Origin of the sequence: Enterobacter genomosp. S, from assembly GCF_001631805.1 — a bacterium.
Classification (GTDB): Bacteria; Pseudomonadota; Gammaproteobacteria; order Enterobacterales; family Enterobacteriaceae; genus Enterobacter; species Enterobacter quasihormaechei.
The window spans coordinates 1-1,091 of record NZ_LVVA01000015.1 but is presented as its reverse complement, the minus strand read 5'-3'; the positions used below and the strand labels follow the sequence as shown (position 1 = coordinate 1,091).

At 53.5% G+C, this 1,091-nt stretch carries 1 protein-coding gene; it reads right to left on the bottom strand.

Annotation, left to right across the window (positions count from 1 at the left end):
- Positions 1 to 1,091: elongation factor Tu (tuf, locus tag A3466_RS10965; RefSeq protein ID WP_048338906.1), on the bottom strand; the 1,091-nt coding region annotated here is incomplete at both ends.

The window sequence follows — 1,091 nt, the reverse complement described above, 5'->3', positions numbered from 1 at the left end:
AGAACTTTAGCAACAACGCCCGCGCCAACGGTACGGCCGCCTTCACGGATTGCGAAACGCAGACCGTCGTCCATCGCGATTGGGTGGATCAGAGTCACAACCATCTTGATGTTGTCGCCTGGCATTACCATCTCTACGCCTTCTGGCAGTTCGATGGTACCGGTCACGTCAGTTGTACGGAAGTAGAACTGTGGACGGTAGCCTTTGAAGAACGGAGTATGACGGCCGCCTTCGTCTTTGGACAGAATGTACACTTCAGATTCGAACTTGGTGTGTGGCTTGATTGAGCCTGGCTTCGCCAGAACCTGACCACGTTCGATTTCTTCACGTTTGATACCACGCAGCAGAACACCAACGTTCTCACCAGCACGGCCTTCGTCCAGCAGTTTGCGGAACATTTCAACGCCAGTACAGGTAGACTTCGCAGTCTCTTTGATACCAACGATTTCAACTTCTTCACCAACTTTGATGATACCGCGCTCTACACGACCGGTAACAACGGTACCACGACCGGAGATGGAGAATACGTCTTCGATTGGCAGCAGGAATGGCTTGTCAATCGCACGCTCTGGTTCTGGGATGTAAGAATCCAGGTAGCCAGCCAGTTCGATGATTTTCGCTTCCCACTCTGCGTCGCCTTCCAGCGCTTTCAGCGCGGAACCACGAACGATTGGAGTGTCGTCGCCTGGGAAATCGTACTGAGACAGCAGTTCACGAACTTCCATCTCTACCAGTTCCAGCAGCTCTTCGTCATCAACCATGTCGCACTTGTTCAGGAACACGATGATGTAAGGAACGCCTACCTGACGACCCAGCAGGATGTGCTCACGGGTCTGAGGCATAGGGCCGTCAGTCGCAGCAACAACCAGGATCGCGCCGTCCATCTGCGCAGCACCGGTGATCATGTTTTTAACATAGTCGGCGTGGCCTGGGCAGTCTACGTGTGCGTAGTGGCGAGTCGGGGTGTCATACTCAACGTGAGAGGTGTTGATGGTGATACCACGAGCTTTTTCTTCTGGTGCGTTATCGATCTGGTCGAAAGCACGAGCAGCACCGCCGTAGGTTTTAGCCAGTACGGTAGTGATTGCAGC